Origin of the sequence: Pseudomonas putida, assembly GCF_002025705.1 — a bacterium.
Lineage (GTDB): Bacteria > Pseudomonadota > Gammaproteobacteria > Pseudomonadales > Pseudomonadaceae > Aquipseudomonas > Aquipseudomonas putida_J.
In genome coordinates, this window is record NZ_CP018846.1 from 4,196,666 (window position 1) to 4,222,302 (window position 25,637).

The 25,637-nt window shown below is 63.7% G+C and carries 25 protein-coding genes; 14 read left to right on the forward strand and 11 right to left on the reverse strand.

Going from position 1 to position 25,637, the window contains the following annotated elements; translation table 11 throughout:
* The first annotated feature begins 229 nt into the window (after positions 1–229).
* Positions 230–484 carry a DUF2790 domain-containing protein gene (locus tag BUQ73_RS18860; protein ID WP_027921085.1) on the forward strand — a complete coding sequence of 85 codons (255 nt, stop codon included), beginning with the start codon at positions 230–232 and terminating at the stop codon, positions 482–484.
* Between the two features lie 100 nt (positions 485–584).
* Here the strand turns inward: BUQ73_RS18860 and BUQ73_RS18865 are convergent, their stop codons facing one another.
* Complete coding sequence (locus BUQ73_RS18865; RefSeq protein ID WP_079229205.1) at positions 585–2,144, reverse strand: sigma-54-dependent transcriptional regulator; 1,560 nt, start codon at positions 2,142–2,144, stop codon at positions 585–587.
* Between the two features lie 255 nt (positions 2,145–2,399).
* Here BUQ73_RS18865 and phhA point away from each other — a divergent pair, with 255 nt between their 5' ends.
* The 4 genes from phhA to BUQ73_RS18885 all read left to right on the forward strand — a co-directional run bounded on the left by phhA (position 2,400) and on the right by BUQ73_RS18885 (position 5,197).
* Positions 2,400–3,188 carry a phenylalanine 4-monooxygenase gene (phhA, locus tag BUQ73_RS18875; protein ID WP_079229206.1) on the forward strand — a complete coding sequence of 263 codons (789 nt, stop codon included), beginning with the start codon at positions 2,400–2,402 and terminating at the stop codon, positions 3,186–3,188.
* Between the two features lie 38 nt (positions 3,189–3,226).
* Positions 3,227–3,583: a 4a-hydroxytetrahydrobiopterin dehydratase gene (locus BUQ73_RS18880; RefSeq protein WP_003254532.1), complete on the forward strand. Its 357-nt coding sequence runs from the start codon at positions 3,227–3,229 to the stop codon at positions 3,581–3,583.
* Between the two features lie 199 nt (positions 3,584–3,782).
* Positions 3,783–3,911: a hypothetical protein gene (locus BUQ73_RS28830; protein WP_256208154.1), complete on the forward strand. Its 129-nt coding sequence runs from the start codon at positions 3,783–3,785 to the stop codon at positions 3,909–3,911.
* A gap of 98 nt (positions 3,912–4,009) precedes the next feature.
* Positions 4,010–5,197: an MFS transporter gene (locus BUQ73_RS18885; protein WP_079229207.1), complete on the forward strand. Its 1,188-nt coding sequence runs from the start codon at positions 4,010–4,012 to the stop codon at positions 5,195–5,197.
* 122 nt (positions 5,198–5,319) lie between these two features.
* Here the strand turns inward: BUQ73_RS18885 and BUQ73_RS18890 are convergent, their stop codons facing one another.
* Positions 5,320–8,340, reverse strand: coding sequence for an FAD-binding and (Fe-S)-binding domain-containing protein (locus BUQ73_RS18890; protein ID WP_079229208.1), 3,021 nt, complete (start codon positions 8,338–8,340; stop codon positions 5,320–5,322).
* Between the two features lie 152 nt (positions 8,341–8,492).
* On the opposite strand from BUQ73_RS18890, the gene BUQ73_RS18895 reads away from it, so the two are divergent.
* Positions 8,493–9,377 (forward strand): LysR substrate-binding domain-containing protein, encoded by an 885-nt coding sequence (locus BUQ73_RS18895; RefSeq protein WP_079229209.1) that lies wholly within the window; start codon positions 8,493–8,495, stop codon positions 9,375–9,377.
* A 148-nt stretch (positions 9,378–9,525) separates the two neighbouring features.
* Here the strand turns inward: BUQ73_RS18895 and BUQ73_RS18900 are convergent, their stop codons facing one another.
* From BUQ73_RS18900 to BUQ73_RS18925, 6 genes are all read right to left on the reverse strand, one after another.
* The gene (locus tag BUQ73_RS18900; RefSeq protein WP_192858666.1) at positions 9,526–10,944 is read right to left on the reverse strand and encodes an amino acid permease; all 1,419 of its coding nucleotides are present in this window, start codon (positions 10,942–10,944) and stop codon (positions 9,526–9,528) included.
* A gap of 756 nt (positions 10,945–11,700) precedes the next feature.
* Positions 11,701–12,807 (reverse strand): 23S rRNA pseudouridine(2605) synthase RluB, encoded by a 1,107-nt coding sequence (gene rluB / locus BUQ73_RS18905; protein ID WP_027921076.1) that lies wholly within the window; start codon positions 12,805–12,807, stop codon positions 11,701–11,703.
* Between the two features lie 272 nt (positions 12,808–13,079).
* Entirely contained in the window at positions 13,080–13,850 is a 771-nt protein-coding gene (gene scpB, locus BUQ73_RS18910) for an SMC-Scp complex subunit ScpB (RefSeq protein WP_079229211.1), read from the reverse strand.
* Positions 13,837–14,562 carry a segregation and condensation protein A gene (locus BUQ73_RS18915; protein ID WP_177326732.1) on the reverse strand — a complete coding sequence of 242 codons (726 nt, stop codon included), beginning with the start codon at positions 14,560–14,562 and terminating at the stop codon, positions 13,837–13,839. Before BUQ73_RS18915 ends, scpB begins: the two co-directional genes overlap by 14 nt.
* A 140-nt stretch (positions 14,563–14,702) precedes the next feature.
* Complete coding sequence (locus BUQ73_RS18920) at positions 14,703–15,332, reverse strand: L-threonylcarbamoyladenylate synthase (RefSeq protein ID WP_033696652.1); 630 nt, start codon at positions 15,330–15,332, stop codon at positions 14,703–14,705.
* Positions 15,333–15,345: 13 nt separating this feature from the next.
* Positions 15,346–16,206 (reverse strand): PHP domain-containing protein, encoded by an 861-nt coding sequence (locus BUQ73_RS18925; RefSeq protein ID WP_079229213.1) that lies wholly within the window; start codon positions 16,204–16,206, stop codon positions 15,346–15,348.
* 67 nt (positions 16,207–16,273) lie between these two features.
* Here BUQ73_RS18925 and BUQ73_RS18930 point away from each other — a divergent pair, with 67 nt between their 5' ends.
* The 5 genes from BUQ73_RS18930 to BUQ73_RS18950 all read left to right on the forward strand — a co-directional run bounded on the left by BUQ73_RS18930 (position 16,274) and on the right by BUQ73_RS18950 (position 20,168).
* A complete protein-coding gene (locus tag BUQ73_RS18930; RefSeq protein ID WP_192858667.1) occupies positions 16,274–16,867 on the forward strand; it encodes a septation protein A in 594 nt (197 codons plus the stop codon).
* Between the two features lies 1 nt (position 16,868).
* The gene (locus BUQ73_RS18935; protein ID WP_079229215.1) at positions 16,869–17,168 is read left to right on the forward strand and encodes a YciI family protein; all 300 of its coding nucleotides are present in this window, start codon (positions 16,869–16,871) and stop codon (positions 17,166–17,168) included.
* Between the two features lie 225 nt (positions 17,169–17,393).
* Entirely contained in the window at positions 17,394–18,071 is a 678-nt protein-coding gene (locus tag BUQ73_RS18940) for a response regulator transcription factor (RefSeq protein WP_027921069.1), read from the forward strand.
* 283 nt (positions 18,072–18,354) lie between these two features.
* Positions 18,355–18,771, forward strand: coding sequence for a Spy/CpxP family protein refolding chaperone (locus tag BUQ73_RS18945; protein ID WP_079229216.1), 417 nt, complete (start codon positions 18,355–18,357; stop codon positions 18,769–18,771).
* A 59-nt stretch (positions 18,772–18,830) separates the two neighbouring features.
* Complete coding sequence (locus tag BUQ73_RS18950; RefSeq protein WP_079229217.1) at positions 18,831–20,168, forward strand: sensor histidine kinase; 1,338 nt, start codon at positions 18,831–18,833, stop codon at positions 20,166–20,168.
* A gap of 138 nt (positions 20,169–20,306) precedes the next feature.
* Here the strand turns inward: BUQ73_RS18950 and BUQ73_RS18955 are convergent, their stop codons facing one another.
* Positions 20,307–20,864: an NAD(P)H nitroreductase gene (locus BUQ73_RS18955; RefSeq protein WP_060486006.1), complete on the reverse strand. Its 558-nt coding sequence runs from the start codon at positions 20,862–20,864 to the stop codon at positions 20,307–20,309.
* Between the two features lie 102 nt (positions 20,865–20,966).
* Here BUQ73_RS18955 and BUQ73_RS18960 point away from each other — a divergent pair, with 102 nt between their 5' ends.
* A complete protein-coding gene (locus tag BUQ73_RS18960; protein WP_079229218.1) occupies positions 20,967–22,421 on the forward strand; it encodes a TrkH family potassium uptake protein in 1,455 nt (484 codons plus the stop codon).
* On the opposite strand, the gene BUQ73_RS18965 is transcribed toward BUQ73_RS18960, so the two are convergent.
* The gene (locus tag BUQ73_RS18965) at positions 22,378–23,439 is read right to left on the reverse strand and encodes an AraC family transcriptional regulator (protein WP_079229219.1); all 1,062 of its coding nucleotides are present in this window, start codon (positions 23,437–23,439) and stop codon (positions 22,378–22,380) included. The two genes, BUQ73_RS18960 and BUQ73_RS18965, sit on opposite strands and share 44 nt — an antisense overlap.
* A gap of 155 nt (positions 23,440–23,594) precedes the next feature.
* On the opposite strand from BUQ73_RS18965, the gene BUQ73_RS18970 reads away from it, so the two are divergent.
* Positions 23,595–23,906 carry a DUF962 domain-containing protein gene (locus BUQ73_RS18970; RefSeq protein ID WP_027921063.1) on the forward strand — a complete coding sequence of 104 codons (312 nt, stop codon included), beginning with the start codon at positions 23,595–23,597 and terminating at the stop codon, positions 23,904–23,906.
* On the opposite strand, the gene BUQ73_RS18975 is transcribed toward BUQ73_RS18970, so the two are convergent.
* Positions 23,903–24,715: a UDP-2,3-diacylglucosamine diphosphatase gene (locus tag BUQ73_RS18975; RefSeq protein ID WP_079229220.1), complete on the reverse strand. Its 813-nt coding sequence runs from the start codon at positions 24,713–24,715 to the stop codon at positions 23,903–23,905. The two genes, BUQ73_RS18970 and BUQ73_RS18975, sit on opposite strands and share 4 nt — an antisense overlap.
* Positions 24,716–24,841: 126 nt before the next feature.
* Here BUQ73_RS18975 and BUQ73_RS18980 point away from each other — a divergent pair, with 126 nt between their 5' ends.
* Positions 24,842–25,606 (forward strand): helix-turn-helix domain-containing protein, encoded by a 765-nt coding sequence (locus BUQ73_RS18980; protein WP_079229221.1) that lies wholly within the window; start codon positions 24,842–24,844, stop codon positions 25,604–25,606.
* Positions 25,607–25,637 lie beyond the last annotated feature (31 nt).

The window sequence follows — 25,637 nt, forward strand, 5'->3', positions numbered from 1 at the left end:
AGATTATGGAAAAAGGCGAAAAAACTTTATCAAAACGCCATCTGTTTCCCTTAGTTGCTCAGGCATAAGATTCACCTCGCCAGCAACGGCAAGGCGATTAACTACTGGAACAGCCCCCACGAAGGCAATCAGTTAATCCCTCTCTAATCCCGATAGTTGAACTTTGGCAATACCCGCGGCGCCACAAGCGCCGCGTGCCCCCTCACGACCTTAGACAGGTAAATAGAAAATGAAAGCTTTACTGGTATTGGTACTTGGCAGTCTTTGCGGCGCGGCGATGGCCGGCGAAGCAAACAATGTCGAGCAGATTCCGGTTGAACAGTACAGTTACTCGCAGCACCTGGACATTGCCCGCGTCATCTCCATGAGCGAAGTGCCCAACGTCTGCGAAGTAGTGCCCGCCCGCATGACCTACGAGGACTCCAAGGGCCAGAAGCACATTCTCGAATACCGCGTGATGGGGAACGGCTGCTCCAACGGCTGATACCTTCGAATCGGGGCCCCTGCGGGCCCCGTTCGCGTTCTTGCCCGCCTGCAACTTTCACCCCGAATTGGAAGTTAACGAGGCATTAAATAACAGCCCTTTAATCTGCCGACTTGCCCAGCGAATAATCCCGCAACTTGTTGGCAATTGTCGTATGGGAAACACCCAGGCGTTTTCCCAGTGCCCGGCTACTTGGAAACTCCCCCATCAGACTTTCCAGTACCGCCTTTTCAAATCGCCCTACAATCTGCGAAAGATCCCCATCCAGCGAAAACTCGCCCAACGGCTGCCGCACGCCATAATCCGGCAAGCGGATATGCTCGCCCTTCACCACCCCGCCTTCGCATAACGAGACCGCCTGGAACAACACGTTCTCCAGCTGCCGCACATTACCTGGCCAGTGATACTGGCTGAGCTTGTCCATGGCCGCTGGTGCCAGGCGCGGCATGGCGCAGCCGATTTGCCGGCTGGCCTGATCGAGGAAGTGCTGCACCAGGCCCTCCAACCCGTCCATGCATTCGCGCAGCGGCGGAATGTGCAGCGACAGCACGTTGAGCCGGTGATACAGGTCCTGGCGGAATTCGCCGCGGGCGCACAACTCGGACAGGTCGACCTGGGTGGCGCAGATCACCCGCACATCCAGGTACACCTCTTCGTCGCTACCGACACGGCGGAAGCAACCATCCTGCAGGAAGCGCAGCAGCTTTACCTGCAGGCGCGGGCTCATCTCCCCCACGCCATCGAGGAACAACGTACCGCCAGCCGTCAACTCCAGCAGCCCCAGCTTGCCCTCGGCACGCGCCCCCTCGAAAGCCCCGGGGCCATAACCGAACAGCTCGGTTTCGGCCATCGACTCTGGCAGGCCGGCGCAGTTGAGTGCCATCAAAGGTGCCTGGCCACGCGGGCTGGCCAGGTGACAGGCGCGGGCCAGCAACTCCTTGCCAGTACCGGTCTCGCCTTCGATCAGCAAGGGCGCATCCAGCGGCGCCATGCGCCGCGCCTCACGCACCACCGCTGCCATTACCCGCGAGCTCTGGAAGATGCTGTCGAAACCGCGCAACTCCTGCTTGCGCACGTTATAGATGCGCTCACCGATGCGGTCGGCGCGATGCAAGGTCAGCACGGCACCGGCCAGGGCCTCGCTGTCATCGTGCTCTGACTGCAGCGGCGCGATATCGGCCAGGAACACATCACCCTTGACCTTGATACGCAGGCCATTGATGCGCGACTTGTTGGCGCGCACCAGCTCCGGCAGGTCGAAATCCTCGACGTAGCGCGCCAGCGGCATGCCCGGCACTTCGTCGACCCGCACCCCGAGCAACTGCGCCGCGGTGCGGTTGGCAGCGACGATGCTGCCCCCCATGTCGATCGACAGCACCGGGAAATCCAGCGCACCGAGCAACGCATTGAGCTCCATGTGGCGGCGCTCGCTGGGCATCAGGCCAACGCGCTTGACCCCGAACACGCCGGCAATCGATTCGAACTTGGGCCGCAGCGCCTGGAACTGCAGATTGATCAGGTTCGGGCAGTGCAGGTAGATGGCGTTGCCATGGTCTCCCCCCACCTCGCCGCGCAGTACGTTGATGCCGTATTCCACCAGCAGGTTGAGGATGTCGCGAAGGATGCCGATGCGGTTCTGGCAATGCACTTTGATACGCATGGATGCTCTCGAAGCGGCGAAGTTTTTCAACGTCGCACGGAAAAGTCGTAAAGATAAACTGCCAAAAACGACACAAAGGGCAGCTTGATGACCCGGATTTTCCGGCATGCAGGGCATTTTGTAAAATTATCGTTACGAATATCCGGCCAAAGTGCACCTGCCAGCAGACGCTGCCCCCGTGCAAATCAACCGGTGAAGGGATATTCCTGAGTCATGTCGTGGACATAACAAGAAAGCCCTCACCAGGAGAGCCACATGAAACAGACGCAATACGTGGCACGCGAGCCCGATGCGCACGGTTTTATCGATTACCCGCAGCAAGAGCATGCGGTATGGAACACCCTGATCACTCGCCAGCTGAAAGTCATCGAAGGCCGCGCGTGCCAGGAATACCTGGATGGCATCGACCAGCTCAAGCTGCCCCATGACCGCATCCCGCAGCTGGGCGAAGTCAACAAGGTGCTGGGCGCCACCACCGGCTGGCAGGTTGCCCGGGTACCGGCACTGATCCCCTTCCAGACCTTCTTCGAGCTGCTGGCCAGCAAACGCTTCCCGGTCGCCACCTTCATCCGCACCCCGGAAGAACTGGACTACCTGCAGGAACCGGACATCTTCCACGAGATCTTCGGCCACTGCCCGCTGCTGACCAACCCGTTCTTTGCCGAATTCACCCACACCTACGGCAAGCTCGGCCTGGCAGCGACCAAGGAACAACGCGTGTACCTGGCACGCCTGTACTGGATGACCATCGAGTTCGGCCTGATGGAGACCGCACAGGGTCGCAAGATCTATGGCGGCGGCATCCTCTCTTCGCCGAAAGAGACCGTCTACAGTCTTTCTGGCGAGCCTGAGCACCAGGCCTTCGACCCGATCGAGGCCATGCGCACCCCCTACCGTATCGACATTCTGCAGCCGCTGTACTTCGTGCTGCCGAACATGAAACGCCTGTTCGACCTGGCCCATGAAGACATCATGGCGATGGTCCACAAAGCCATGCAGCTGGGGCTGCATGCACCGAAATTTCCACCCAAGGTCGCTGCCTGAGCACCTTGCCGATAACAACTCGAAGCGGAAAACACACCATGAATGCCTTGAACCAAGCCCACTGCGAAGCCTGCCGCGCTGACGCACCCAAGGTCACCGACGAAGAACTGGCCGAGCTGATCCGCGAGATCCCGGACTGGAACATCGAAGTCCGCGATGGCCATATGGAGCTCGAGCGCGTGTTCCTGTTCAAGAACTTCAAGCATGCCCTGGCGTTCACCAATGCCGTGGGCGAGATCGCCGAAGCCGAAGGCCACCACCCTGGCCTGCTGACCGAGTGGGGCAAGGTCACCGTGACCTGGTGGAGCCACTCGATCAAGGGCCTGCACCGCAACGACTTCATCATGTGCGCGCGCACCGACAAGGTCGCCGAGACGGCTGAAGGCCGTAAGTAACACCACCGACAGGGCCTCAAGGCCCTGTTTTTTTGCCCGCTGTCTGTCCGAAATCTGTCCGGTATCCGCCCGCAAAACCGACAAGCGACCGGGAAAAAATACAAACTGTCATCCAGACTTGTGTATCCTGCCCCAGCTTTACGAAGCTCCGAACGCGCCTGGCGCAGACTTTTCACTCACACTTGCGAGGAACGACGAGATGCATGAAATCCCGAATCTTCCCTTCCCAAGCCTGAACCCAGAAGAGCCAACCGTTACCGTCCACGCCGAACCGACGCCTGCCGTCGATCAGGATGGTGACGATCAATCCAGCGCTGACCAGGAATAAACTGCGCATCCCTCCGACTGTGTGAAAACGGCTGACCTGCGGGCCACCCCCGTCATCACGTTTTCACACCGTCACGAACCTCTGCCACGAAGACCCCCATGCCTGACTCACCGCGCCCCCTTGCGGTCACCCTGCAAGTCGTATCCATCGTCCTCTTCACCTTCATCGGCTACCTGAACATCGGCATCCCCCTGGCCGTGCTGCCTGGCTATGTGCACAACGACCTCGGCTTCAGTGCCGTGATCGCCGGCCTGGTGATCAGCGTGCAGTACCTCGCCACCCTGCTCAGCCGCCCTACCGCCAGCCGCATCATCGATAACCTGGGCAGCAAGAAAGCCGTGATGTACGGCCTGTTCGGCTGCGGCCTGAGCGGGGTGTTCATGCTTGCCTGCGCCTTCCTCACCCACCTGCCCTGGGTCAGCCTGAGCTGCCTGCTGGTCGGCCGCCTGGTGCTTGGCAGCGCGGAGAGCCTGGTGGGCTCTGGCTCGATCGGCTGGGGTATCGGCCGGGTCGGTGCCGAGCACACGGCCAAGGTCATCTCCTGGAACGGCATCGCCAGCTATGGCGCGCTGGCCATCGGTGCGCCATTGGGCGTGCTGATGGTCAAGAGCCTGGGGCTGTGGAGCATGGGGGTGAGCATCATCCTGCTATGCGGCCTTGGCCTGCTGCTGGCCTGGCCGAAGCACGCGGCGCCCGTCGTCAGCGGCAAGCGCCTGCCGTTCATGCAGGTACTGGGCAAGGTATTCCCGCACGGTTCGGGGCTGGCCTTGGGTTCCATCGGCTTTGGCACCATCGCCACGTTCATCACCCTGTACTACGCCAGCCGTGGCTGGGCCAATGCAGCACTGACCTTGAGCCTGTTCGGCGCCAGCTTCATCTGCGCGCGGCTGCTGTTCGGCAACCTGATCAACCGCATGGGTGGGTTCAGGGTGGCAATCGTTTGCCTTTCGGTGGAAACCCTTGGGCTGCTGATGCTGTGGCTGGCGCCGAATGCCGAGATGGCGTTGGCAGGCGCTGCACTGAGCGGGTTCGGTTTCTCGCTGGTGTTCCCGGCACTGGGGGTGGAAGCGGTGAACCAGGTGTCGGCGGCCAACCGCGGGGCGGCGGTGGGGGCTTATTCGCTGTTCATCGACCTGTCGCTGGGGATTACCGGGCCGCTGGTGGGTGCGGTGGCGTCGGGGTTCGGGTTTGCTTCGATGTTTCTGTTTGCGGCTGCGGCGGCTTGCTGTGGGTTGGTGTTGAGCCTGTATCTTTATCGCCAGGCGCGGCTGGGGCGCGGCCAATAAAGCTGGGAGCGCTTTGCGCTCCTTTCGCGACACAAGGCCGCTCCTACAAGAGAATGCGATCCCCTGTAGGAGCGGCCTTGTGTCGCGAAAGGGCTGCAAAGCAGCCCCCGGGGCCCTGAAGGTCAGCGCCTGGCGTACTGCAACACCACCTCAAGCGGGTGGCGCATCTGCCGCTCGGTCATACGCTTGACCTGGCTGCGGCACGAGTAGCCAGTCGCCAACGCCTCCCCTTCCTTGTCCAGCTTGGTCGCCCACGACTGCTCGAAGATGGTCCGCGAAGTGCCCTGGTTGCGCGCCTCGTGCCCGTAGGTACCAGACATGCCACAGCAACCCGTCGCCTCGGTCACCAGCTTCAACCCCAGACGGGCAAACACCTGCTCCCACTGCCGGGTGCTGGCCGGCACGTTGGTCTTCTCGGTGCAATGCGCCATCAGGCGGAAATTGCCCGGCGCGGCAGGCACCTGCTCCGGCAGCACATCCATCAGCCACTCCTGCGGCAGCAGTACATTCGGGCACCCATCCAGGCCCGGCACCTTCTGGTATTCCTGGCGGTAGACCAGGGTCATCGCCGGGTCCAGGCCCACCAGCGGCACGCCGCAGTCAGCCAGGGCCTTGAGCTGGGTAGCGTTGCGGATCGCCGCCTTGGCGAAGGCGCCGAGGAAGCCCTGCACGTGCAGCGGCTTGCCGTTGGCACTATATGGCGCCAGGAACACCCGGTGGCCCAGGCGATGGGCCAGCTCGATGAAAGCGGCCAGCAGCGGCGTTTCGAAGTAACGGGTGAAGGCATCCTGCACCAGTACGATGCTGCGCTCGCGCTGGGCCGGGGTCAGTTCGCGCAGGGCCGGCACGCTGGCCACGCCGACGCGGCAGCGGGTCAGGGTCGACTGGAAGTTGAAGCGGCTGATCAGCGGGCTGTCGACCATGCCGACCTTGTCCGCCAGCAGCTTGCTCACCCACTTGGAGCCCATCACGGCGTTGTACAGGCCAGGTGCATGGGCCAGGTACGGAATGGTGAACTCCAGCGAGCCGATCAGGTAATCACGCAGCGGGCGCTGATAGCGGCCGTGGTACAGCTCCAGGAAGCGCGAGCGGAAGTCCGGCACGTTGACCTTGATCGGGCACTGCCCCGCGCACGATTTGCACGCCAGGCAGCCGGCCATGGCGTCGTACACCTCATGGGAGAAGTCTTCCTGGCCCTGACTGCGTGCACGGTTGTTGCGCAGCCGCGCCGGCAGGCCCTTGAGCCACGACACCTTGTTGCGCGCAGCCGCCAGCACGTCGATGTTGGCCTCGCCCTGCAGGCGCAGCCACTCGCGCATCAGCGAGGCGCGGCCCTTGGGCGAATGCTGGCGTTCACGGGTAGCCTTCCAGGACGGGCACATGGCGTCGTTGGGGTCGTAGTTGTAGCAGGCACCGTTGCCGTTGCAGTGCACGGCGCTGGGGAAGTCCTGCCACACGCGCTCGTCGATGGTGCGGTCGAGCTCGCCACGCAGGGTAACGCCATCGACTGGGGTCAGGCCCTCGGTGCTGCCCAGCGGCGTGCAGATCTTGCCCGGGTTGAGCTGGTTGTGCGGGTCGAAGGCGCCCTTCAGGCGCTGCAGCGCCGGGTACAGCTCACCGAAGTACTCCGGCACGTATTCCGAACGCAGGCCCTTGCCGTGTTCGCCCCACAGCAGGCCGCCGTAGCGCTTGGTCAGCGCGGCGACGGCGTCGGAAATCGGCTTGACCAGTGCGGCCTGGGCCGGGTCTTTCATGTCCAGCGCCGGGCGCACGTGCAGCACACCGGCATCGACGTGGCCGAACATGCCGTAGGCCAGGCCGTAGCCATCGAGCAGCGCGCGGAAGTCGGCGATGTAGTCGGCCAGCTGCTCTGGCGGTACGGCAGTGTCTTCAACGAACGGCTGCGGGCGCACCTCGCCCTCGACGTTGCCGAGCAGGCCGACCGAGCGCTTGCGCATGGTGTAGACGCGGGTTACCGCCTCGGCGCCCTCGGCCAGGGTGTGGCCAAGGCGCTCGACACTGGTGTCGCTCTGCAGGTGATCGATGAACGCATGGACCCGGGCATTGACCTCCGTAGGCTCGTCACCACAGAACTCCACCAGGTTGATGCCCAGGGTCGGGCGCTCGGGGTCGGCCGGGAAGTATTCGGCAACGCTGTGCCAGACGATGTCCTTCATCGCCAGCATCAGCACCTTGGAGTCGACCGTTTCGATCGACAGCGGCTTGAGCGCCATCAGCGCATTGGCGTCGCGCAGGGCGTCCATGAAGCTGCTGTAGCGCACGTTGACCAGCACCGCGTATTTCGGGATCGGCAGCACATTGAGCTTGGCTTCGACCACATAGCCGAGCGAACCCTCGGCACCGCACAGCACGCTGTTGAGGTTGAAGCGGCCTTGCTCGTCGCGCAGGTGCGCCAGGTCATAGCCGGTCAGGCAGCGGTTGAGCTTGGGGAAGGTGGTCTCGATCAGCTCGCCCTGGGTTTCCTGGATCTCCCGGGCCATGCGGTACACCTCGCCGACCCGGCCAGGCGTGGCACATGCCTGCTCCAGCGCGCGGTCGTCGATCGCCAGGCTGTGCAGGCGCTCGCCACCAAGCAGCACGCTGTGCAGTTCGAGCACGTGGTCGCGGGTCTTGCCGTAGGTGCAGCTGCCCTGGCCACTGGCGTCGGTGTTGATCATCCCGCCGACGGTGGCGCGGTTGGAGGTGGACAGCTCAGGGGCGAAGAACAGCCCGTGTGGCTTGAGCGCGGCATTGAGCTGGTCCTTGACCGTACCGGCCTGGACCCGCACCCAGCGCTCCTCGACGTTGATTTCGAGGATCTGGTTCATGTGCCGCGACAGGTCGACGACGATACCGTCGGTCAGCGACTGGCCATTGGTGCCGGTGCCGCCGCCACGCGGGGTCAGCTTGACCTCTTTGAAGCGTGGCTCGCCCATCAGCGTGGCGACCCGCGCCACGTCGTCGGCATCCAGCGGGAACACCGCCGCCTGAGGCAGGCGCTGGTAGATCGAGTTGTCGGTGGCCAGCACCGTACGGGTACCGTAGTCGGCGCTGATCTGGCCACGGAAGCCGCTGTTGCGCAGGGCTTCGAGGAATTCTGGGTAGTTGGCGCTCGGCGCAAGGGTCGACAGCTGGGCGATCATCGAAGGATGGCCTCTTGATATGGGCTAATTCACGGGAATCCTGTCATGCCGGTATGGGTAGCCACACGCGAGGATGACGCATAGGCCAATGTTCCTGTAGTTTCGCTTCAGGGGCAAACGGATAATCCTGCCGCTATCAATGACTTTTATGAATGAATTACCGCCACCTGACACCGTCCATGTCGCTGCTGCTGGCTTTCGAGGCCGCCGCCCGGCATGAAAGCTACACCCGCGCCGCCGCCGAACTGTCGCTGACCCAGAGCGCGGTCAGCCGCCAGGTGCAGGCGCTGGAGCAGCAACTGGGCCTGACCCTGTTCCGCCGCGAGGGCCGCCAGGTGCAACTGACCGACGTCGGCCGGCTGTATCAGCGCGAATTGAGCGAGGCGCTAGGGCGCATTCGCAGCGCCACCCTGCAGGCACTGGCCTATCAGTCTGGTGTCGGTACCCTGCGCCTGGCGACTTTGCCTACCTTCGGCTCGAAGTGGCTGCTGCCGCGCCTGCATGCGTTCTACAGTGCCCACCCGGGCATGCTGGTGCATATCCATTCACGCATCGAAGCGATCAACTTCGACACCAGCGAGATCGACGCTGCCATCGGCGTGGCCAGCCATGACCTGCCGGGCTTGATCTGCCACCGGCTGCACGCCGAGGAGCTGGTGGTGATCCTGCCGCCGGAAGCAGGCGGCGATGCCCAGGGTTGGGGCCCGGCGCGGGTCAGTGAAGAGGTACTGCTGAACGTGGCCAACAACCCGCATGCCTGGGGCGAGTGGTTTTCGCACCACGGCTTGCCGCACCGGGCGATGCGCCTGGGGCCAAGCTTCGAACTGACCTCGCACCTGATACAAGCCGTGCGGGCCGGGATCGGCATCGGCCTGGTACCGAGGATTCTGGTGGAGGAAGAGCTGGCCAAGGGTGAGCTGTTCAGCCCGGGGGCGGCGTTTGCCAGCCAGCGCAGTTATTACCTGATCTATCCACCGCGCAATGAAGCCTTGCCTTCACTGAGGGCATTTCGCAGCTGGTTGCTGGAACAGATCTGAATCCTGTTCCGGCCTCTTCGCGGGTAAACCCGCTCCCACAGGGAACTCACTGCCTGTGGTGCGGGTTTACCCGCGAAAGGGCCGGAACAGGCAATAAAAAACCCGATGCCAGTCACCTGACATCGGGTTTCTTCACGCAGCCAAAGATTTACTTGGCCACGGTACCTGCAGTGCCATTGGCCTGCGATCGACGCTTGCCCTTGAGCAGGTAGGCGACCAGCATCGCTCCCAGCCACACAGGAATTGCATACACCGACACCTGGATGCCCGGAATCATCAGCATGATGCCGAGGATCAGCACCACGAAAGCCAGCACCAGGTAGTTGCCGTAGGGGTACCACAGCGCCTTGAACAGCGGCTTCTGGCCAACACGGTCAAGGTGCTGGCGGAACTTCAGGTGCGAGTAGCTGATCATCGCCCAGTTGATCACCAGGGTCGCGACCACCAGCGACATCAACAGCTCCAGCGCATTCTGCGGCATCAGGTAGTTGAGCAGCACGGCAATCAGGGTCACAGCCGCCGACACCAGGATCGAACGCACCGGTACGCCACGCTTGTCGACCTTGGCCAGCGAGGCCGGGGCGTCACCCTGCTCGGCCATGCCCAGCAGCATGCGCGCATTGCAGTAGGTGCCGCTGTTGTACACCGACAGCGCTGCGGTCAGGACCACGAAGTTCAGCAGGTTGGCCGCCACGTCGCTGCCCAGCAGCGAAAACACCTGGACGAACGGGCTGCTGCCATAGCTGCCACCGGACGCGTCGATGCTGGCGACCAGGTTGTCCCATGGGGTCAGCGACAACAGCACGATCAGGGCACCGACATAGAAGATCAGGATACGGTAGATGACCTGGTTGATCGCCTTCGGGATCACGGTCTTCGGCTTGTCGGCCTCGGCGGCGGTGAAACCGAGCATTTCCAGGCCACCGAAGGAGAACATGATGAACGCCAGGGCCATCACCAGGCCGCTGACACCATGCGGGAAGAAGCCGCCGTGGCTCCACAGGTTGCTCACCGAGGCGTCAGGGCCGCCGTTGCCGCTGGTCAGCAGGTAGGCGCCCAGGCCGATCATGCTGACGATGGCCACGACCTTGATGATGGCGAACCAGAACTCGGCCTCACCGAAGAACTTCACGTTCATCAGGTTGATGGCGTTGATCAGCACGAAGAACGCTGCCGCCGTGACCCAGGTCGGGATCTCCGGCCACCAGTAGTGAACGTACTTGCCCACCGCCGACAGCTCCGACATGCCCACCAGAATGTACAGCACCCAGCAGTTCCAGCCCGACAGGAAGCCGGCGAAGCCGCCCCAGTAGGTGTGCGCAAAGTGGCTGAACGAGCCGGCCACCGGCTCTTCGACGATCATCTCGCCAAGCTGGCGCATGATCATGAAGGCGATGAAGCCGCAGATGGCGTAACCCAGGATCATCGACGGGCCGGCGGATTTCATCACGCCTGCCGAGCCGAGGAACAGGCCGGTGCCAATCGCGCCGCCGAGGGCGATCAACTGGATGTGGCGGTTCTTCAGGCCCCGCTTGAGCTCGCCTGAATGCATGTTTTGTCCACTCATGAACGAAGTCACCTGCATTGTTTTTATCTGTGACGGAATCGGACCCACCGCGCTCGTGGCGCAGCGGAATGGGCAAGGTGGTTACCTTGGGTTTCCTGCCAACGGATGCCGCCGGGGCGGATCAGCCAGGTGTTGGCAAGAGTGCGCGGTACGCAAGAGGGTCACAGGTAAAACGCGGCGCACTGTATACCCCTGCAAACGCGCAGGCGTCAACGCGTTGCATCGTTTCCTCGGGAAAAAACGCAGCGATCCTGTGGTAGGAGCCTGAAAAGGCGAAGTGATCGGCGTACATGGCGCCTCCATTTGTTGTTTTGTCAGCCCGGCTCTGTGGACGGGCTCTTGCACACGGCAATGAGCGCTATATCACCGTGGTACGGGGGTTTGGGCAAGACTGGGCAGGAGGAAGGCAGGGGCTTTGCGGCGGGTGGTGCGGCAAGTTCTGTTTACACGAACAGGAAAATTCCGAAATCCAGACTGAATTCGAGCAGTTCTGTAAAAATTTATTTACATGGTGGTTTGGAAACTTGCCAGTCGTCCGAAAAATTCTTTTTGTTCAATATCTTGGGGCCGCTTTGCGGCCCTTTCCGACCGGTCCGGCGCCCCGGCAAGGCCGCTCCTACAGGTGATCGCGTGCTTCTGTAGGAGCGGCCTTGCCGGGGCGCCGGACCGGTCGGAAAGGGCTGCGCAGCAGCCCCAGATTCTCACAGGCATAAAAAAACCAGCCCGAAGGCTGGTTCTCATTGCTGCACTTACCGATCAACCACGCGGCTTGCCGCGGCCACGGCCGGCCGGCTTGTCACCGTCAGGTTTGCCGGGGCGCTTGCGCATCTCACTCGGGCGCTCGGCCACGGCGCTGCCACGGTTGCCTTTGCGCGGCGCTTCGTCGCGCGACTGACGCGCAGGGCGCTCACCCGAGGTATCCCGCGGCTGACGTGCCGGGCGCTCAGCGGCTGCAGCACCGCCTTCATGGGCCGGGCGCAGGCTACGTACGCGCTCGTTGCGCCCCATCGGCCGGCTCGACTTGCGCTGCAGGCGCTCCATCTTGTCCTTGGCCTTGAGGTTCAGGGTTGGCAGCGCCACCGGCTGCAAGCCTACTTCAGCAGCCAGGATGTCGATCTCGCCCTGGGTCATTTCACGCCAGCGGCCCATCGGCAGGTCGGAGTTGAGGAACACCGGGCCGAAACGCACGCGCTTCAGGCGGCTGACCACCATGCCCTGGGACTCCCACAGGCGGCGCACTTCACGGTTGCGGCCTTCCATCACCACGCAGTGGTACCAGTGGTTGAAGCCTTCGCCACCTGGCGCCTTCTGGATGTCGGTGAACTTGGCCGGGCCGTCTTCGAGCATCACGCCCGCCTTCAGGCGGTCGATCATCTCGTCGTCGACTTCGCCACGTACACGTACGGCGTATTCGCGGTCCATCTCGTAGGACGGGTGCATCAGGCGGTTGGCCAGCTCACCGTCGGTGGTGAACAGCAGCAGGCCAGTGGTGTTGATGTCCAGACGGCCGATGTTGATCCAGCGACCTTCTTTCGGCCGTGGCAGGCGGTCGAACACGGTCGGGCGGCCCTCCGGGTCGTCACGGGTGCAGATCTCGCCATCGGGCTTGTTGTACATGATCACCCGGCGCGTGGCTTCGGCAGCCTCTTCGCGCTTGATCAGCTTGCCGTCGACGGTGATGGCGTCGTGCAGGTCGACGCGCAGACCGAGGGTGGCCTCGACGCCGTTGACCTTGATGCGGCCCTGGCTGATCCAGGCTTCGACGTCACGGCGCGAACCGACGCCAATGCGCGCCAGCACTTTCTGCAGCTTCTCGCCGGCTGGCGGGGTGATTTCGGTATTTTGCAGGTCTTGCTCACTCATCTGGGCACCTCCCGGTGTAGGAATGAAAACAGGGTTCTGGCGACGAACGCGCCAAAAGGCCGCGCATCATACGCGGTTCGCTGGGGGAACGCACTGGAGGGTAGAGGGTTTTGTCAGCTTTGCGAGTGAATTCTGCCTAATGGTGATGTGTGGCCAGTGCCTGCCCTTTCGCGGGTAAACCCGCTCCCACAAGGAGGTCACATCCTGATTGCGGCGCAGTACCTGTAGGAGCGGGTTTACCCGCAAAAGGGCCGGCACACGCGGCAAAAGAGTCAGGGCTCTGACTTGCCCTCTTCCTCTACCGAAACCTCCGGCTCTTCCTCACGAAGGTCATCGAAGTCGGTCTTCAGCCCCTCCTCCATGGCATCCAGCTCCACCAGCAGGCTGCGGAAGCTGGTCTCATCCTTCGGTTCAGCCACCTCCTCTTCCTCACCCAGGCTGGCATCGGCCAGCGCCTGCAGGTGTGCCGGCACCGGCGCGTCATCCGGATCGAGCAGTGGCTCCGGTTCCATTTCGCGCAGTTCCGCAAGCGCTGGCAGCTCGTCCAGGCTCTTGAGGTTGAAGTGATCGAGAAACGCCTTGGTGGTGGCGAACATCGCCGGGCGCCCGGGCACTTCGCGGTGGCCGACCACGCGAATCCACTCGCGCTCCATCAGCGTCTTGATGATGTTGCTGTTGACCGCTACCCCCCGTACATCCTCGATCTCGCCACGGGTGATGGGCTGGCGGTAGGCGATCAGCGCCATGGTTTCGAGCAGTGCCCGGGAATACCGCTGCGGGCGCTCCTCCCACAGCCGGCCAACCCAGGGCGCGAAGGTTTCGCGAATCTGCAGGCGGTAACCGGTGGCCACTTCCTTGAGCTCGAAAGCCCGCCCGGCGCAAGACTTGCCGAGCACTTCCAGGGCTTTTCTGAACACCTTGGGCTCAGGCCGCTCGGCTTCTTCGAACAGCTCGTACAGGCGTTCGAGGGACTGCGGCTTGCCCGAGGCGAGCAGGAAGGCTTCGATCAGCGACGCCAGGTCGCGGGGTTCATTCAGATTCATCAGGTTCTTCGACAGACTCGGGGCGCAGCCGCACATGGATCGGCGCGAAAGGCTCATTCTGCACCAGTTCGACCAGCGATTCCTTCACCAGCTCGAGGATCGCCATGAAGGTCACCACCACGCCGAGCTTGCCCTCCTCGGGCGTGAACAACTCGACGAACGGCACGAACGCGCCGCCCTTGAGGCGCTCCAGCACGTCGCTCATGCGCTCGCGGGTAGACAGCGTCTCGCGGGTGATCTGGTGGCTTTCGAACAGGTCGTTGCGGCGCATGACCTCGGCCATGGACACCAGCAGCTCCTCAAGGCTGACCTGCGGCAGCAGCTTGCGCACTTTCGCCTGCGGCGCCTCCAGGCGCGGTACGACAATCTCGCGGCCAACCCGTGGCAGCTCGTCGATGCCCTCGGCGGCGGCCTTGAAACGCTCGTACTCCTGCAGGCGGCGGATCAGCTCGGCGCGTGGGTCGCCCTCTTCTTCCTCGATCGCGGCCGAGCGCGGCAGCAGCATGCGCGACTTGATCTCGGCGAGCATGGCCGCCATCACCAGGTATTCGGCCGCCAGCTCCAGGCGCACGCTCTTCATCAGCTCGACGTAGCCCATGTACTGGCGGGTGATTTCCGCCACCGGGATGTCGAGGATGTCGATGTTCTGCTTGCGGATCAGGTACAGCAGCAGGTCCAGCGGGCCCTCGAACGCTTCGAGGATGACTTCCAGGGCGTCGGGCGGGATGTACAGGTCCAGCGGCAACTCGGTCAGCGCTTCACCGTAGACCAGCGCCAGCTGCAACTGCTGGGGGGGCGATTGTGTTTGCACCTGCGCCTGTTCGGCCGGTGCCTCGGGTGCTTCTACCTGACTCACGCGTTGACCATGAACGGCGTAGGGTCGCCGCAGCCTTCGCGGATCAGTTCAGGCTCGTCGCCGGAAAGGTCGATGATGGTCGAGGCCTTGAGGTCACCGAAGCCGCCATCGATGACCAGGTCGACATGGTGCTCCAGACGCTCGCGAATCTCGTAGGGGTCGGTCATTGGCTCGGTGTCGCCCGGCAGGATCAGGCTCACACTCATCAACGGCTCGCCCAGTTCGGCCAGCAACGCCAGGGTGATGGCGTGGTCCGGCACGCGCAAACCAATGGTACGGCGCTTTTCATGCAGCAGCAGGCGCGGCACTTCGCGGGTACCGTTGAGGATGAAGGTGTACGGCCCCGGCACATGGGCCTTGAGCAGGCGGAAGGTGCCGGTGTCGACCTTGGCGTACAACCCCAGCTGCGACATGTCGCAACACATCAGGGTGAAGTTGTGGGTCTTGTCCAGGCCGCGCAGACGGCGCACCCGCTCGATTGCTGCCTTGTCGCCGATCTGGCAACCCAGGGCATAGGCCGAGTCAGTCGGATAGACCACCACACCACCCTTGCGGATGATCTCCACCGCCTGGCGAATCAGGCGCGGCTGCGGGTTCTCCGGATGAATCTGGAAAAATTGGCTCACGAAGTCATCCTGTTCATAGCGCCATAGGCTGTTCATGGCTGAATCGACGCCACAAAGGTGGCAAGTCCTCGGGCAATGGCCGGTAGGCACCGATCTCGCCCCAGGTGCCGGGGCCGTGGAAATCGCTGCCAGCGCTTGCCAGCAGGCCGAACTCACGGGTAAGGATGGACATCGTGCCCACCTGCTCGGCCGGCATCATCCCGTTGACCACTTCAAGTGCCTGCCCGCCTGCCTGAATATAGTCGGCAATCAGCCGCCTGCGCTTGCTGCGGGTCAGATCGTAGTGCATGGGGTGCGCAAGGCTCACCCAGGCGTTGGACTGACGCAGGGTGGCGACAGTTTCGTCCAGGGTTGGCCAGTGCTGCTTGACGTCGCCCAACTTGCCGGCCCCCAGCCACTTGCGGAAGGCCTCGCCGCGGTCCTTGACATGGCCGGCGCGCACCATGAACTCGGCAAAATGTGGCCGCGCGGGTGCGTTGCCGCTGTCCCCCAGCTCTTGCTGCACGGCCCGCGCGCCGTCGAGGGCACCGGGCATGCCCTTGGCCGCCAACCGTTTGTCGATTTCCTCGGCGCGCAACCAGCGGCCACGGTGCAGGGCCTCGATGGCCTGGAGCAAAGGCGGCGCATCGAGCGGGAAGTGGTAGCCCAGCACATGAATGGTCGCGCCCCCCCAGGTGCACGACAGCTCTACCCCGCTGACCCAGCGCATGCCGCGCGCGTGGCAGGCCTGGCGCGCCTCGGGCAGGCCTTCGAGGGTGTCGTGGTCGGTCAGTGCCAGCGTTTGCACCCCGTGCTCGTGGGCCCGGGCGACCAGGTCCGTGGGCGACAGGGCGCCGTCGGAGGCCGTGCTGTGACAGTGCAGATCAACATTCATGGAGGAGCGCTTTCGCTGGAATCGATGTTTGTTATTATGCCGTCACATCCCGATTCTGGCTGCCATTGTGAAACAATTCATCGATTTCATCCCGCTGCTGCTGTTCTTCATCGTCTACAAGCTCGACCCACGGCCGATGGACGTCGCTGGCCACAGCTTCGAATTCGGCGGCATCTACAGTGCCACGGCGATGCTGATCATCAGCTCGCTGCTGGTGTACGGCGCGCTGTTCCTGCGCCAGCGCAAGCTGGAAAAGGGCCAGTGGCTGACCTTGGTCGCCTGCCTGGTGTTCGGCGGCCTGACCCTGACTTTCCACAGCGAAACCTTCCTCAAGTGGAAGGCGCCGGTGGTCAACTGGCTGTTCGCCCTGGCCTTTGCCGGTAGCCACTTCATCGGCGACCGGGTGCTGATCAAACGCATCATGGGCCATGCGCTGACCCTGCCCGATGCCATCTGGTCGCGCCTGAACGTGGCCTGGATCGCCTTCTTCGTGTTCTGCGGTGCTGCCAACCTGTTCGTCGCCTTCACCTTCCAGGAGTTCTGGGTCGACTTCAAGGTGTTCGGCAGCCTCGGCATGACCGTGCTGTTCCTGGTGGCGCAGGGTGTGTACCTGTCGCGCCACCTGCACGACGACCCTTCCACCTCCAAACCCAAGGATTGACATGCTCTACGCCATCATCGCCAGCGACGTCGCGAACTCCCTGGAAAAACGCCTGGCCGCACGCCCGGCGCACATCGAGCGCCTGCAGCAGCTCAAGGCCGAAGGCCGCGTGGTGCTGGCCGGCCCGCACCCGGCCATCGACAGCAACGACCCGGGTGAAGCTGGCTTCAGCGGCAGCCTGATCGTCGCCGAGTTCGACTCCCTGGCCGCTGCCCAGGCCTGGGCCGATGCCGACCCTTACATCGCCGCAGGCGTGTACGAAAAGGTCATCGTCAAGCCGTTCAAGCAAGTCCTGCCTTGACCTGATATCGCGTCGTCTGCTTCGCGGGCAAGCCGGGGCGCCGAACCGCCGCTCCCACAGGGATTGCACAGGCCCGAAGGCTGCCAGAGACCTGTGGGTGCGGGCTTGCCCGCGAAGAGGGCGACGCAGCCTCCCCCGCTCCAATTGCACACTCGTCCTCAGTCTGCGGTATCTTTGCCACTGGCGGACACAGTAGACGCCGTCAATGGTTGAATTGAGTGAGTCATGAGCGAGCTGTTACTGATTGATGATGACCAGGAACTCTGCGAGCTGCTAGGCAGCTGGCTGACCCAGGAAGGGTTTGCGGTACGCGCCTGCCACGATGGCCAGAGCGCGCGCCAGGCATTGGCCGAGCATGCCCCGGCGGCCGTGGTGCTGGATGTGATGCTGCCCGACGGCAGCGGCCTGGAGCTGCTCAAGCAGCTGCGCAGCGAGCATGCCGAGCTGCCGGTGCTGATGTTGTCGGCCCGTGGCGAACCCCTGGACCGCATCCTCGGCCTGGAACTGGGCGCCGACGATTACCTGGCCAAGCCCTGTGACCCCCGTGAGCTCACCGCCCGCCTGCGCGCCGTGCTGCGCCGCAGCCACCCCACCGCCACCACCACCCAGCTGGAGATCGGAGACCTGGCGTTCAGCCCGGTGCGAGGGGTGGTCAGCATCGACGGCCGCGACATGAGCCTGACGCTGTCCGAAAGCCGCATCCTCGAAGCGCTGCTGCGCCAGCCCGGCGAGCCGCTGGACAAGCAGGAACTGGCGCAGATAGCCCTGGGGCGCAAGCTGACTCTGTATGACCGCAGCCTGGACATGCACGTCAGCAACCTGCGCAAGAAGGTTGGCCCGCATGCCGATGGGCGGCCACGGATCGTCGCGCTGCGTAGCCGCGGTTACTACTACAGCCTCTGACCTTGTGGGAGCGGCCTTGTGTCGCGAAAGGGCTGCGAAGCAGCCCCAGCAAAGCCCGCATGAATACCGAATCCCAGGGGCTGCTGCGCAGCCCTTTCGCGACACAAGGCCGCTCCCACAGGAATCGCGCCTGCTTCTAAAAGTTGAGCCAGACAATTGCCTTGCCCCCGCAACATATCCACTCATCTTTACCCTGCCTTTACGCTGCGCTGACTGCGCTTGACCTTGATCTCCCTAGACTGAGCTCATCCGGTAACCACCGGCCTATGACAGGAGAGACACCATGCGCAAGACCCTTATCGCTCTGATGTTCGCCGCCGCCCTGCCAACCGTGGCCATGGCCATGCCTGAAGGCGGCCAGCGTCACGACGGCCCGCATCATCGCGGTGATGCGCCTTTCGCCCAACTGGACCTGAGCCGCGACCAGCGCCAGCAGATCGGCAAGCTGATGGGCGAGCAGATGAAGAACCGCCACGAAATCACCGAGCGCTACCTGAACAAGCTGCCGGCAGCCGACCAGAAGGCCATGAAAGACGAACTCAAGGCCAGCCACGACAAGACCGACAGCCAGGTCCGCGCACTGCTCAAGCCTGACCAGCAGAAGAAATTCGACGAACTGCAGAAGGAACGCGAAGCACGCAAGGCTGAATGGAAGGAGTTCCAGGCCTGGAAAGCTGAAAAAGCTGGCAAGGCCCAGTAAGCTGTCACCCAATGCCCGGCCCGCCCTCAAGCGGGCCGGGCTTTTCCCGTTTACAGGAGGTGCTCTTGCGTTCTCTGTTCTGGCGCATCCTGGCCAGCTTCTGGCTGGCTATCACCCTGGTCGCGGGCCTGTCGATCCTGCTCGGCCACATGCTCAACCAGGACGCCTGGATCCTCAGCCGCCACCCGGGCCTGAAAACCATGGCCAGCCATTGGACCAAGCATTATGAGCAGGAGGGCCTGGAGTCTGCCCAGGCATTTCTGGAGCGACGCAAGCAGCGCTACAAGATCGATGTACAGGTGCTCGACGACAGCGGCGATGCCGTGGTGCCCGGCACCTTCCCGCGCCGCGCTGCGGCGTTCGAGGCGCGCCAGCACAATGACGAGCGCCGCCTGCCGTGGCGCCGCTTGACCGAGGAATACACCAGCCCCGACACCGGCGAGACCTACCTGCTGATCTACCGCATCCCGCACCCGGAGCTGGATGCGTGGCACCGCGAGAGCCTGCTGTGGCCGTTGAGTGCGCTGGGCATCGCGTTGGTGGTGCTTACCTTGTTCAGCCTGCTGGTGACCCTGTCCATCACCCGTCCGCTCAGCCGCCTGCGCGGTGCCGTGCACGACCTTGGCCAGGCCACCTACCAACAGAACAGCCTGGCCCGCCTGGCTGCCCGGCGTGACGAGTTTGGTGTGCTGGCCAAGGACTTCAACAAGATGGGCGCACGCCTGCAGAGTCTGATCGGCAGCCAGCGTCAGCTGCTGCGCGACGTGTCCCACGAGCTGCGTTCACCGCTGGCCCGCCTGCGCATTGCCCTGGCCCTGGCCGAACGTGCCGAAACCGAACAGCGCCAGGCCCTGTGGCCGCGCCTGACCCGCGAATGCGACCGCCTGGAAGACCTGATCAGCGAAATCCTGACGTTGGCCAGGGTCGATGCCGAGCAGGCCCATGCCGAGCCTGTCGACCTCAACACGCTGCTCGGCAGCGTGCGCAAGGACGCTCAGCTCAGTGCGCCGGAGCAAGAAGTGAAGCTGGAGGCACAACCGGGGTTGACGCTGCAAGGCTGGCCGACGCTGATCGAGCGCGCCGTGGACAACCTGGTGCGCAATGCCCTGCGCTTCAACCCGCAGGGGCAACCGATCGAGATCAGCGCGCAGCGCGAGCCCGGGCAGATCGTCCTGAGCGTGCGTGATCACGGCCCCGGGGTGGCGCCGGAGCACCTGGCACAGCTGGGCGAGCCGTTCTTCCGTGCGCCGGGGCAGGAGGCAGCGGGGCATGGCCTGGGCCTGGCGATTGCGCGCAAGGCGGCGGAGCGCCATGGCGGCAGCCTGGTGCTGGAGAATCACCCGCAGGGTGGATTCGTAGCCCGGTTGGAGTTGCCTGAGAACATCGCGGCTGACTGACAGAAAGCCGGGGGCTGCTTTGCAGCCCTTTCCGACCGGTCCGGCGCCCCGGCAAGGCCGCTCCTACAGGGATCACCACAGGCTCGAAACCTGTGCCGTGCCTGTGGGAGCGGGCTTGCCCGCGAAGAAGCCAGCGCGTTATTCGCCCCAGACGCTGACGTACTCGGCGGTTTCCAGTATCGGCGCCGTACGCGGCTCGGTCAGCGGCGTGCCGACATACAGGTAGCCGATCAGCTCCTCGTTCTCGGCCAACCCCAAGCCCTTGTGCACGTGGGCATCGAAGGCCATGTCGCCAGTGCGCCACACCGCGCCGATGCCCTGGGCATGCGCCGCAATCAGGATGCCATGGGCCGCGCAACCCGCTGCCAGGCGCTGCTCGGACTTGGGCACCTTGAAGTGGTCCTGCAGCTTGGCGATCACCACGATCAGCAACGGCGCACGCAGCGGCATCGCGCGCGCCTTGTCCAGCGCAGCCTGGCTGGCGTCGCCCTTGTGCTGCAGCGCTTCGGCGAACAGTTCACCGAGCTTGTCGCGGCCCTGACCCTCGATGGTCAGGAAGCGCCATGGCCGCAGCTGGCCGTGGTCCGGTGCGCGCAAGGCCGCCTGGAACAACGCCTCGCGCTGGGCCTCGTTAGGTGCAGGTTCGGTCAGGCGTGGCACGGAAACACGGTTGAGCAATGCGTCGAGAGCCTCCATCGGCTACCCTCCTGGCAGGTAAATGTGCGGCCATTCTAGCGTTTACATCACCAGACCCATAGGTAGAATGGCGCCCTTCCGTTTCGAGTCTGAGCAGATCACATGGCGTTGCCGACCTTAAGGATCATTGGTTTCATCATCGGCATCTTCCTGATTACCCTGGCCGTAGGCATGGCCGTGCCCATGGCGACCTTGGTGATCTTCGAACGCACCGGCGACATGCCCTCGTTCCTCTGGTCCAGCCTGATCACCTTCATCGCCGGCCTGGCCATGGTCGTTCAGGGGCGACCCGAGCACGTCCACCTGCGCCCACGCGACATGTATTTGCTGACGGTCAGTAGCTGGGTGGTGGTGTGCATCTTCGCGGCGCTGCCATTCTTGCTGACCCAGCACATCAGCTACACCGACGCCTTCTTCGAAAGCATGTCCGGCATCACCGCCACGGGCGCCACGGTGCTCAGCGGGCTCGACAACATGTCACCGGGCATCCTGATGTGGCGTTCGATGCTGCACTGGCTCGGCGGCATCGGCTTCATCGCCATGGCGGTAGCGATCCTGCCGCTGCTGCGCATCGGTGGCATGCGCCTGTTCCAGACCGAGTCGTCGGACCGTTCGGAAAAGGTCATGCCGCGCTCGCACATGGTCGCCAAGTCGATCGTCGGCGTGTACGTCGGTTTCTCGATCTTTGGCGCACTGGCCTTCTGGTGGGCCGGCATGAGCCCGTTCGATGCCATCAATCACGCCATGTCGGCGATCTCCACCGGCGGTTTCTCCACCTCCGACCAGTCGCTGGCCAAGTGGGACATCCCCGCCGTGCACTGGGTCGCGGTGGTGGTGATGATCCTCGGCAGCCTGCCTTTCACCCTGTACGTGGCGACCCTGCGCGGCAACCGCAAGGCGTTGATCCGCGACCAGCAGGTGCAGGGCCTGCTGGGCATGCTGGTGGTGACCTGGCTCGTGCTCGGCACCTGGTACTGGTACACCACCAACCTGCACTGGCTCGACGCCTTGCGCCACGTGGCGCTCAACGTGACCTCGGTGGTCACCACCACCGGCTTCGCCCTGGGCGACTACAGCCTGTGGGGCAACTTCTCGCTGATGCTGTTCTTCTACCTGGGCTTCGTCGGTGGCTGCTCCGGCTCGACGGCCGGTGGCATCAAGATCTTCCGTTTCCAGGTGGCCTACATCCTGCTCAAGGCCAGCCTCAACCAGCTGATCCACCCGCGCGCGGTGATCAAGCAGAAGTACAACGGCCATCGCCTGGACGAAGAGATCGTGCGTTCGATCCTGACCTTCTCGTTCTTCTTCGCCATCACCATCTGCGTGATGGCCCTGCTGCTGTCGCTGCTGGGGGTGGACTGGATGACCGCACTGACCGGCGCCGCCGGCACGGTGTCGGGCGTCGGCCCGGGCCTGGGTGAAGTGGTCGGCCCTTCGGGCAACTACTCGACGCTGCCGGATGCCGCCAAGTGGATCCTCGCCGCCGGCATGCTGCTCGGCCGCCTGGAAATCATCACGGTGCTGGTGTTGTGCATGCCGGCGTTCTGGCGTCACTGACTTCGCCGGGCTCGGTACCCAGCCGGGCGCGGTATTCGCTGGGGGTCACATCGAACCAGCGGCGGAACGCCCGGTAGAAGTTGCTCGGGTCGGCAAAACCCAGCAGGTAGGCGGTTTCCAGCAAGGTCATGCCTGGCTGGGCCAGGTACTGCTCGGCCAGCTCGCGACGGGTGTCGTCCAGCAGGGTCTGGAAGCTGGTGCCCTCTTCCTGCAGGCGGCGCTGCAAGGTGCGCTGGGACAGGTGCAGGGCCTGGGCCAGGGTTTCGCGCTGGGGCTCGCCTTGCGGCAGGATGCGGCACAACACCTGGCGCACCCGGTGAGTCACGCGGCTCTCCGAAAAGCGCGCGAGGTATTCACCGGCAAAGCGGTCATGCAGGATGGCCATGGCTTCGTTGGCGGTGGGCAATGGCGCCTCCATGTCGGCCCGTTCGAACACCAGCGCATCGTGCGGTGCACCGAACACCAGCGGGGAATGGAATGCCACCTTGTACGGTTCAATATCCTTCGGCTGCGGCCCTTGCACCAATACCCGTCGCGGCTGCACCGGCCGACCACTGAGCCACTTGCACAAGGCCAGCGCGCAGGCCAGCGAGGCTTCTGCGCTGTGCCGGGTGGGCGGCAGGTGGTCGCCATGCACGGTCAGAATCAGCGAATAGCCTTCAGGGCCGAGGATGAAGCTCAGGTCGGAGCTTTCGGCGATGATGCGCTGGTAGCGCACCAGCCGCTCGAAGCCTTCAGCCAGGGTGCGGCTGGACATCAGCGCGTAGCCCACCACGTGGAACGACGCCGGGCGCACCACCCGTGCCATGTTCAGGCCAATGGCTTCGTTGCCCGAAAGTTCGACCGCAAGCTGCCACAGGCGGGTCATGGAGTCCTGAGGAAAACGCGCATCCGGGTCGTCGAGTGCGGCGAAATCCAGCCCCAGCTGCTTGAACATGGCTGGGCAGTCGAGCCCTTCCAGCTCCAGCGCCTTGACAATCCCTGATGCCCAGCTGGCTGACGTGGTTCTTTCGCTCATGGCAGGCTTCTTATGCTGACCGCATCATGCGGTTAACCCCAAGGATACTCATTTGGCGCCTATTGTCACTGGCCGGCCCCGCCAATCACTCTAGACTCGATTCAGGCTCCACGCCGTGTAACCTGTCAAAAAGTGATAATCCCGGAGTACTGCCCATGACCAGCACCACGCAGTTTCGCAGTTTCGCCGAGTTCTATCCGTATTACCTGGGGGAGCACAGCAACCCCACCTGCCGGCGCCTGCACTTTGTCGGCACCAGCCTGGTGATCGCCTTGCTGGCCTACACCATCGGCAGCGGGAAGTGGTTGCTGTTGCTGGCAGTGCCGCTTTGCGGGTACGGCTTCGCCTGGGTGGGGCACTTCTTCTATGAGCGCAACAGGCCGGCGACGTTCAAGCACCCGTGGTACAGCCTGGTAGGTGACTTCGCCATGTTCCGCGACATCCTGCTTGGCCGGATCAGCCTCTAGGCTGGCTCACGCAGAGCCGCCGCAGCGTCGGCCTGACGCGCCTGGGCATCGGCCAGCCGGTAAAGCTCGATGCTGCCGTCCCAATGCTCGATCAGCGCCGTGCACGACTCGACCCAATCACCGCAGTTGAGGTAATCCACTTCGCCGACCTTGCGTATTTCGGCGTGGTGGATATGCCCGCACACCACCCCGTGAAAACCACGGCGGGTGCACTCATGGGCAATCGCATCCTCGAAGTCGCTGATGAAGTTCACCGCACCCTTGACCTTGTGCTTGAGGTACGCCGACAGCGACCAGTAGCCATACCCGTAGCGCACACGCCAATGGTTGAGCCAGCGGTTGAGCACCAGGGTGAACTCGTAGGCACGGTCGCCAAGGAAGGCCAGCCAACGGTGATAGCGGGTGATCACGTCGAACTGGTCGCCATGGATCACCAGCAGGCGTCGGCCATCGGCGGTCAAGTGCTCGGCCTCGTCCACCAGCTGGATGTTGCCCAGCATCAGCTTCGAGTAACGGCGCAGGAATTCGTCGTGGTTGCCGGTGACGTAGATCACCTCGGTGCCGCGCTTGCTCATGGTCAGCAAGCGGCGAATCACATTGGTGTGGGCCTGCGGCCAGTAGATGCCACCGCGCAGCTTCCAGCCATCGATGATATCGCCGACCAGGTAGATACGGTCGGCCTGGTAGCCCTTGAGGAACTGCGACAGGTGTTCGGCCTGGCAATCACGCGTGCCCAGGTGCACGTCGGATATCCACAAGGTGCGTACGCGCTGCTTGCGTGACGGGCGAGAGAGTTCGGCATGGGTCATGGGCAGGCTCCGGCGCTGTTTGCTGGAGACTGGCAGGCACAGGTGACAGGTTGGTGGCAGGGATGTGACGAGTGATGGGCTGCCAGGAATGCGGCACAATGGCTGGCAGCCCCACGAGGAACCCCCATGGCCGGCCCGATACTTTCCTTGCGCCACTACCGCGATGAGCTGATCGCCCACAGCCACGAACACCCGCAATTGGTATTCGGCCTGCAAGGTCGCCTGGATTTCGAGGTGCAGGGCCACGGCGCCAAGGTCGCCCGCCAGGGGCTGGTGGTGGTGCCCGCTGGCGCCCACCACACCTGTGGCAGCGATGCCGGCAGCGATTGCCTGGTACTGGATGTGCCCGGTGAGCATTGGCTGCACGAGCAACTGGGGGCCCATGCCGATGCCAGCCGGCGCCTGCTCGACCAGCCTGGCGCAATGGGGCTGGACGATCGCCAGCAGCAACTGGTGGACTGGCTGGCGGCGAGCCCCATGGACGACCCACTGATTGCCCGGCAAGGCGCGGTGCTGTTGCTGGCCAGCCTGAACCCCGGCGCCGCGGCCATCGTCACGCCCAGCCATCGCCTTCCCTATGCCGCTTTCGATGCGCATATCGAACAGCATGCGGCCTACCCGCTGCAGGTTGCCGACCTTGCACGTATCGCCGGCTTGTCCAGTGCCCGGCTACATGCACGATTCACCGCGGAGTGCGGCATGACGCCGATGGACTACATCCGCCAGCGGCGCCTGCTCAAGGCAAGGCGGCTGGTCAAGCAGACCTTGCTGCCGATGGGGGAGATTGCAGCGCAGGTGGGGTACAGCTCGCAGAGTGCGTTCTCGGCGGCGATGCTGCGCGCGTTTGGCTGCCCGCCGTTGGCCATGCGGCGAGAGGCTGGCGACAATTGACGGCAGGATGGCGACAGAACGTGTTGTCTTG

What these genes read in the sequence shown, in the direction of transcription:
- BUQ73_RS18860 (WP_027921085.1), top strand. Translation starts at nt 230, where the DNA reads ATGAAAGCTTTACTGGTATTGGTACTTGGCAGTCTTTGCGGCGCGGCG.
- BUQ73_RS18865 (WP_079229205.1), bottom strand. Translation starts at nt 2,144, where the DNA reads ATGCGTATCAAAGTGCATTGCCAGAACCGCATCGGCATCCTTCGCGAC.
- phhA (WP_079229206.1), top strand. Translation starts at nt 2,400, where the DNA reads ATGAAACAGACGCAATACGTGGCACGCGAGCCCGATGCGCACGGTTTT.
- BUQ73_RS18880 (WP_003254532.1), top strand. Translation starts at nt 3,227, where the DNA reads ATGAATGCCTTGAACCAAGCCCACTGCGAAGCCTGCCGCGCTGACGCA.
- BUQ73_RS28830 (WP_256208154.1), top strand. Translation starts at nt 3,783, where the DNA reads ATGCATGAAATCCCGAATCTTCCCTTCCCAAGCCTGAACCCAGAAGAG.
- BUQ73_RS18885 (WP_079229207.1), top strand. Translation starts at nt 4,010, where the DNA reads ATGCCTGACTCACCGCGCCCCCTTGCGGTCACCCTGCAAGTCGTATCC.
- BUQ73_RS18890 (WP_079229208.1), bottom strand. Translation starts at nt 8,340, where the DNA reads ATGATCGCCCAGCTGTCGACCCTTGCGCCGAGCGCCAACTACCCAGAA.
- BUQ73_RS18895 (WP_079229209.1), top strand. Translation starts at nt 8,493, where the DNA reads ATGAATTACCGCCACCTGACACCGTCCATGTCGCTGCTGCTGGCTTTC.
- BUQ73_RS18900 (WP_192858666.1), bottom strand. Translation starts at nt 10,944, where the DNA reads ATGAGTGGACAAAACATGCATTCAGGCGAGCTCAAGCGGGGCCTGAAG.
- rluB (WP_027921076.1), bottom strand. Translation starts at nt 12,807, where the DNA reads ATGAGTGAGCAAGACCTGCAAAATACCGAAATCACCCCGCCAGCCGGC.
- scpB (WP_079229211.1), bottom strand. Translation starts at nt 13,850, where the DNA reads ATGAATCTGAATGAACCCCGCGACCTGGCGTCGCTGATCGAAGCCTTC.
- BUQ73_RS18925 (WP_079229213.1), bottom strand. Translation starts at nt 16,206, where the DNA reads ATGAATGTTGATCTGCACTGTCACAGCACGGCCTCCGACGGCGCCCTG.
- BUQ73_RS18935 (WP_079229215.1), top strand. Translation starts at nt 16,869, where the DNA reads ATGCTCTACGCCATCATCGCCAGCGACGTCGCGAACTCCCTGGAAAAA.
- BUQ73_RS18940 (WP_027921069.1), top strand. Translation starts at nt 17,394, where the DNA reads ATGAGCGAGCTGTTACTGATTGATGATGACCAGGAACTCTGCGAGCTG.
- BUQ73_RS18945 (WP_079229216.1), top strand. Translation starts at nt 18,355, where the DNA reads ATGCGCAAGACCCTTATCGCTCTGATGTTCGCCGCCGCCCTGCCAACC.
- BUQ73_RS18955 (WP_060486006.1), bottom strand. Translation starts at nt 20,864, where the DNA reads ATGGAGGCTCTCGACGCATTGCTCAACCGTGTTTCCGTGCCACGCCTG.
- BUQ73_RS18960 (WP_079229218.1), top strand. Translation starts at nt 20,967, where the DNA reads ATGGCGTTGCCGACCTTAAGGATCATTGGTTTCATCATCGGCATCTTC.
- BUQ73_RS18965 (WP_079229219.1), bottom strand. Translation starts at nt 23,439, where the DNA reads ATGAGCGAAAGAACCACGTCAGCCAGCTGGGCATCAGGGATTGTCAAG.
- BUQ73_RS18970 (WP_027921063.1), top strand. Translation starts at nt 23,595, where the DNA reads ATGACCAGCACCACGCAGTTTCGCAGTTTCGCCGAGTTCTATCCGTAT.
- BUQ73_RS18975 (WP_079229220.1), bottom strand. Translation starts at nt 24,715, where the DNA reads ATGACCCATGCCGAACTCTCTCGCCCGTCACGCAAGCAGCGCGTACGC.
- BUQ73_RS18980 (WP_079229221.1), top strand. Translation starts at nt 24,842, where the DNA reads ATGGCCGGCCCGATACTTTCCTTGCGCCACTACCGCGATGAGCTGATC.